Annotated in this window: 4 protein-coding genes and 1 pseudogene; 1 reads left to right on the forward strand and 4 read right to left on the reverse strand. The window is 59.9% G+C overall.

Annotation, left to right across the window (positions count from 1 at the left end; translation table 11 throughout):
• Positions 1-3: 3 nt before the first annotated feature.
• The 4 genes from CFR79_RS01770 to aspT all read right to left on the reverse strand — a co-directional run bounded on the left by CFR79_RS01770 (position 4) and on the right by aspT (position 5,566).
• On the reverse strand, positions 4-1,011 hold the full coding sequence (locus CFR79_RS01770) for a hypothetical protein (RefSeq protein ID WP_258373352.1): 1,008 nt from the start codon (positions 1,009-1,011) through the stop codon (positions 4-6).
• Positions 1,012-1,019: 8 nt separating this feature from the next.
• Complete coding sequence (locus CFR79_RS01775; protein WP_258373353.1) at positions 1,020-2,129, reverse strand: asparaginase; 1,110 nt, start codon at positions 2,127-2,129, stop codon at positions 1,020-1,022.
• Positions 2,130-2,254: 125 nt separating this feature from the next.
• Positions 2,255-3,844, reverse strand: a complete 1,590-nt coding sequence (locus CFR79_RS01780; RefSeq protein ID WP_110546727.1) for a bifunctional aspartate transaminase/aspartate 4-decarboxylase — start codon at positions 3,842-3,844, stop codon at positions 2,255-2,257.
• A gap of 30 nt (positions 3,845-3,874) precedes the next feature.
• Positions 3,875-5,566: an aspartate-alanine antiporter gene (gene aspT / locus CFR79_RS01785; RefSeq protein WP_110546728.1), complete on the reverse strand. Its 1,692-nt coding sequence runs from the start codon at positions 5,564-5,566 to the stop codon at positions 3,875-3,877.
• A 320-nt stretch (positions 5,567-5,886) separates the two neighbouring features.
• Here aspT and CFR79_RS01790 point away from each other — a divergent pair.
• Positions 5,887-6,195 (forward strand): annotated as a pseudogene (locus tag CFR79_RS01790) (transposase); the annotation flags it as partial.
• Between the last annotated feature and the right edge of the window lie 90 nt (positions 6,196-6,285).

The following is a 6,285-nucleotide window of genomic DNA, read 5'->3' on the forward strand; positions in this document are numbered from 1 at the left end:
GGGTCAGAAAATCGCATTGATGGCAAGCTGGGGCGAGACCTGAATGCTTTTGTTATGCCCGGCATAATAGAAGGATGACCCGGCAATCACGCCCCATCGCGCATTCCAGTTATATTCAACCGCCGGCGCGACCTGCCAGTCGCCCGAGGCTGATCCAACCCGGTTCACCACCTGCCCGCCTGCGTTGCGCCCGTGGATGTACGATCCGTTGGCCCAGTCATAGGCTACATCGGTCGCCAGCACCCATTTGCGGGTAATGCCGTATTCCAGCGAGAAACCAGCCTCTCCACTCATGCCCGGCCGTCCCCGGCCACGAAAGCCCTGCGTGGTGCCATAGCTGGTCACATCATGCAGTGCGGCCGAACTGACGGCGCGGCGGAACCAGTTCCACATACGCAGCCGCAGGGCATGATTGCCCGGCAGGGTGTAGGTAGACTGTTCCGTCAGCGCCACCCGGAACACATACGCCCCCGTGCCAATGCCATCCTGCGCGTGGCCAAGGTGACTGTAATCCCCCGTGGGAAAGATCATGCCCGCAAACAGGTTGAAAGCGGGAATGTAGCGCGCAGGGTCAGGCCGTACGAAGCAGTAGATCAGATCGACCGGAAAATCACCGAATTTGGGACCATGCGAATGGTCCGTCCCGTTCTTCCACCCGTAATCGATGACGGTGTGCATCTGGACGCTGAAATCCTTCGTGATGCCATATTTCCACAGGGTGGAATTGGCGAACATGCGCTGCATCGGATGCCTTGCCGGTCCAGCCGCCCCCTGCGTGTCAAACGTGCCCAGTGGCTGACTGTAGGAATAATAGGGTTCGACATTCAGCGCGCCCGGCCGACTCATCACCCCCGAGGGCGAGACGAGCGATCCGGTATACCATTGCTGCGCATGGGCTGTTCCCATACCCGCCATAAGGCAGGCAAACACCCGGCCACCCATCCAGACATGTGCCCGCTGGCTGGTGGCCGCCCTGAGTCCACACATGGTCGTGGACGATCTGGTGTGCATGCCGTCCCTCAGTGACCGGCTGCGAAGGTCCGCTGTATGTCAGCCGCTGCGGTTGTACCATCGGCCAGCAGCAACTGGAGCAGGATGCGCGCCTTGGCCGGGTTCAGGTCGAGCGAGGCCACAAGGCCATGCTGGTCGTCATCCACCTCCACATCGCGGTTGACGAAGCCATCCCCCACGCGGGTGGAACGCACCACCACAATCCCCACCCTCACCGCCCGGTCCAGCGCGGACAGGGCATCGTCGGACACGTTGCCATCGCCCATGCCCGCCACCACAAGGCCACGCGCCCCTGCCCTGATGGCATCGTCAATCTGTCGTCCGTCCATGTCTGCATGGGCGTATATGATCTCGACACGGGGCAGCTTGTGATCGGCTGGCAGCCCAAGGTGGCCGGACTGCTGTGCCGGGGTGACAAAACGCACCGATGCCGGATCGACAAAGCCCACCGGCCCGGCATTGCGGGACAGGAAGGTCTGTAGCGCCGTGGTATGCGTCTTGCTGACCCAGCGGGCGGCATGAATCACATCATCCATGACAACCAGCACACCCCGTCCTGCAGCCTGCGGGGCGGTAGCGACCTTGACTGCTTCATACATATTGGCCGGACCATCGGCACTGATGGCCGTACCCGGCCGCATGGCCCCGGTCAGGACCACCGGATGCGGAGTGTCCAGCACGGTATCAAGGAAGAAGGCCGTTTCCTCCATGGTATCAGTGCCATGAGTAATGACGACGGCATCGGCTTCGTTATGGGCAAAGGCCTGCCGGATGCGTTCAGCCAGCCGGAACCACACCGCATTGTTCATGTTCTGGGATGGGATATTGGCAATCTGTTCCACCCGCAGTCGCGCCAGCCTGTCCACGCCCGGTACGCCTGCAATCAGTTCTGCGCCGGTCACGGCACCCGCGTCATACCCAATAGCCGAACGCTCGCTGGCCCGGCCTGAAATGGTGCCACCGGTGGCCAGCACCAGCACGCGCGGCAATGTCGCGGGCGCTACGATAGCAGGCGTGGTGGTGTTAGCCGCAAAGGCAGGCACAGACATGACAGGCAATACGCCCGCAGCCATAAGGGCCAGCGGTAGCAGACGTGAAACGCAACGCGCGGTAGACATGGCGTGAATATCCCATCGGTTTCCCGGCGCGAAAATGCTGTCCGTTTCGCACCGGGGCCGAAAGTTCGAGAAAACAGAAGAATAGGATCAGCCGGAAGCGTCCATGACGCTTCCGGCCAGTACCTTCAGCCCCGCTGCGCGGTGAACTGCGCGTGGTATTCTTCAACCATATGGCGCAGGGCACGACCGATGGCGGCGTACTGGAACTCGTTCAGGTTCGCAAGCGACGCGCGCGCCGCAGACCGCGTTGCGCCAAACCCCGCACCAGGCAGCAGCACGATGCCAGTTTCATCGGCAATACGGAACAGGATCTCACCCGTGCTGGCGCGCTCGATCATCCATCTGGCGAAGTCTTCACCATACAACGCGCTACATGTGTCCTGCAGGTCGATGAGGGTGTAGTAGTCCACCGCATTCGCATCCTCGGACGGCCTGACACCCAGTTCACGGTACAGCGCTTCCTCACGCCGGTGGATGACGCTTTTCAGCGTCGCCTTGTAATGCCCTTCATGATCCATCAGCGCAAACAGCGAGAACAGCACCATCTGCACCTGCTGCGGCGTTGACAGGCCCGCAGTGTGATTAAGGGCCACAGCCCGGCTGTCGGCCACCAGACGGTCGATGAATTTCAGCGTTGCGGCATCCGTGGTCAGGCTGGAATAGCGTTTGTCCAGCGCCGCCTTCGCATCAGCCGGAAGCCGGGCCAGACGCGCGTCGATCGCATTGTCCCTGTGCATGCCGATCACGCCCAGACGCCAGCCGGTCGCACCGAAATACTTGGAGAACGAATAGACAAGGATCGTATTGCGCGGACAGGTCGCATAAAGCGAGCGGAACCCATCGGCAAAGGTGCCATACACATCATCCGTCAGGATCATGAGGTCCGGGCGGTCCGCCACGATGGAGGCAATCTTTTCCAGCGAGGCATCGTTCATCTTGACTGATGGTGGATTGCTGGGATTGACGCAGAAGAACATCTTCACCGCCGGGTCGCGCAGCTTTTCCAGCTCGCTTTCGGGATACTGCCAGTCCAGCGCCGGATCAGCCTGTACCGCCACGACTTCCAGCCCGTATTCGGCCAGTTGCGGGATCTCGATATAGGGCGAGAAGATCGGCATGCCGATGGCGACCTTATCCCCCTTGCGGATCAGATCGTTCTGCCTGAGCGAATTGAACACATAGGCCATGGCCGCCGTGCCGCCTTCAGTCGCGAAGAAATCAGTCGTGTCCAGCCCCACGCTGCCACCCACCATTTCACGCAGCACGTACTGGCCTACGACCTTTTCGCTCAATTCCAGCATGCGCGGCGGCGTGGGGTAATAGCAGCCCAGTATGCCCTCCACTATTTCCAGCAGGAAACGGTCCGCCTGCAGGCCCATCTGGTCACGCACGTAACTCAGGGCGCGACCAAGCAGAGTGGCTTCCTCGTGGCTGGCATTATCCATGACGAAGCGGTCAAACCGGCCCTCGATCCCTTCGACCCGCACCGTACCGCCCAGTCCCTGCGACAGGTAGGACATCGACAGCCGGGATTCCGACAGGGCGAACTGACCCAGCAGGAAAAAGGCCGCGCGCGGCAGGGTGGCAAGAAAATTCGGGTTGCCCCGCCCGGCATTCAGCATGGTCCGGTCAGCCCGGGACGATGCAAGGCGGATCAGTTCATCCTTGAGTTCAAACGGGCTGAGATCACGGTAACTGGAATAGTCGATAGCCATTGTACGGCTCCCTGTTGTTGATATTGTTGTTCAGGCAAATGCGACCACAAGCGGCCCAAGCAGGGTCAGCAACACGTTCGCCACCGCATAGGTAATGGCGAACGGTGTTGTCGGCACCGCATTTCCCGCCTTGTTCAGGACCTCGCCAAAAGCGGGATTGGCGCTGCGCGAACCCGCCAGCGCGCCCGCGAAGATGGCCGTATTGTCGTAGCGCAGGACGTAGCGGCCAAAGAACATGGTGATGACCAGCGGCACCATGGTGACCACCACGCCCAGAAGAAACAGCGTCATGCCGTGCTGCATGATCGTGGCGATGGCCTGCTGGCCCGTCTGCAGTCCGGTCACGGCCACGAAACCCGCCAGCCCCAGGTCAACCAGCAGGGTTGACGCAGCCGCGGGCATGCTGCCGCGCGCCGGATGGCGGCCATGGAACCAGCCGAACAGCAGTCCGGACAGCAACGCGCCCCCGCCGCTGCCCAATGTCAGCGGAATACCGCCAAGGCGCACTACGCCGAGGCCGATCAGCAGCCCAAGGGCAATGCCAAGGCTGTGAAAAATCAGGTCGGTCTTGATGCCGGGCGTAAGGATCGTACCAACCTGTGCCGCGACCCGCTGCACATCAGCAGGCGTGCCCAGCAGGGTCGCTACGTCGCCTTCGTGCACCGTAGTATCGGGTGCAAGCGCCATCGGCTGGCCCGCGCGTGACAGTCCGACCAGATAGACGCCATGCTTCACTGCTGCCGAGAGCAACTGCGCGCATTGCGCAACCGTGCGCCCGGCAAAATCCCTGCGCGATAGCACCACGTCATGCCGAACAAGGGACAGGTCCATGCCCGGCACATCGCCAGTTTCCGTGCCCACGCGCTGTCCTGCGGCAATAATGTCGGCCCGCTGCCCCACCAGCAGGATCTGGTCACCTGGCTGCAGCACCGCATCGACAGTCACACTCACAGGACGGCCACCGCGCATGATCCGCTCGACGGTTACGGCATGGGCCGCACTTTCGATGCTGGCGACACTCAGGGCTGCCTGCGTGACACGATAGGTACGGCCCACGATATCGGGCAGCGCCGGGACCTCGCCTTCTCCGCAGACATAAACACCACCAGCCTGTGCCGCTTCGGCACGCACGGCATCTTCACGGATGCCACGGCCCATGAACCATGGCAGGATGTTTACGCACAGCAGGATCGGTCCGATGGAGCCGAAAATATAGGTCACGGCATATCCCACTGCGACATTGCCCTGCATCTGCTGCACCTGCGCCAGCGGCAGCCCCAGTTTTTCAAGCGACGACCCGGCAGTACCGATAATGGCCGACTGGGTCAGGCCACCTGCGGCAAGACCTGCAGCCAGCCCCTTGTCCAGATGGAACAGTCGCGCCACCGCCACGACTGTAACAAGTCCGGTTACGGCCAGCACCACGGCCATCAGGATCTCGCGCAATGACTGCCGCCCGAGCGAGCGGAAGAACTGCGGGCCGCTCTGGAACCCCACGGCATAGATGAACAGCGCGAAGAGCACGTTCTTGATGCCAGAATCGATATGTACCCCGACCTGGGCAATCAGTACAGCCGCCAGCAGCGAACCAGCCACGCCACCAAGCTGGAACGAGCCGAAGCGAAACTGACCAATCCAGCACCCGATAACCAGTGCAAGGAAAAGGGCCATTTCCGGACACGCACTGAATAGGCTGGAGAGAAGGTCGGTAAATGCGTGCATCAAATGTTTCCCTGCTCGTGATTGTTTTTACAAGGAAAAATCGCGATTCCTCACTTTCCCGTCATCGCCCTATTCATTAAAAAGAAATAAAAGTCTACAAAAATAATAGTATTTATATCGTAATGTTATGTATTGATAATTATTCCGTCATATCTTCTGGTATTATTCATGAAAATAACGATCAGTCAGTTTATCATGTATGCTGTACCTACAGCTCACAGCACAGCAATACCAGGAGCCCGACCGAAAGTTAATTGATTGATTCCAGCAGGTTATGATTCATAGGTTTGCGAGAACCTGATGAGATCGAGATGGCTTAAACTGAAACCACCCGCACGCAGTATCGCCGGGACGACCTTAAGTATGCAAAGTGACCAGCCCGATGCGAAATGGGCGCTGATTGCTCCGCAGATGCCCGGAAGAAAGTGATCCTGTCGCGCGAGCAGGATGGACGGGATGCTATGCCGTCAGTGGGCATCATCGACAGCCAGTCGGTAAAAACTTCAGAAAATGACGGCCCTTGCGGCTATGATGCGGGGAACAAAATCAAGGGACGCAAGCCGCATATCGCCACCGATATGTTGGTACATATCATCTCGGCTGTCGTGCATGCTGCCCAAGCTCCGGACTCATAACCAGGAGATGACAGTTGCAGCGAGGCATATGGCTGAGAAGAAGACATTCGGGCATCTGTCATAATGTGTTGCGACCCATCTCCA

This window comes from Komagataeibacter saccharivorans (assembly GCF_003207825.1).
In the GTDB taxonomy this organism is placed as follows: domain Bacteria; phylum Pseudomonadota; class Alphaproteobacteria; order Acetobacterales; family Acetobacteraceae; genus Komagataeibacter; species Komagataeibacter saccharivorans.